This is a genomic window from Bradyrhizobium sp. CCBAU 45389 (assembly GCF_028128625.1).
Lineage (GTDB): Bacteria > Pseudomonadota > Alphaproteobacteria > Rhizobiales > Xanthobacteraceae > Bradyrhizobium > Bradyrhizobium liaoningense_B.
In genome coordinates, this window is record NZ_LBIY01000012.1 from 1 (window position 1) to 222 (window position 222).

Genomic DNA, 222 nt, shown 5'->3' on the forward strand with positions numbered 1-222 from the left:
TCGAGCGGGCCTATGTCGACAAGGGCTACCGCGGCCACGACGCGCAAAATCCCCGCCGCGTCTTCATCTCCGGCCAGAAGCGCGGTGTCTTCGGCGCCATCAAGCGTGAGCTGCGCCGCCGCTCCGCCATTGAGCCCATCATCGGACACCTCAAAGCCGAAGGACACCTCGGCCGGTGCTACCTCAAGGGCCGCGCCGGCGATGCCGCCAACGTCGTCCTCT

At 67.6% G+C, this 222-nt stretch carries 1 pseudogene; it reads left to right on the top strand.

The features are described from left to right. Positions 1-222 (top strand): annotated as a pseudogene (locus XH79_RS06750) (IS5/IS1182 family transposase); the annotation flags it as partial.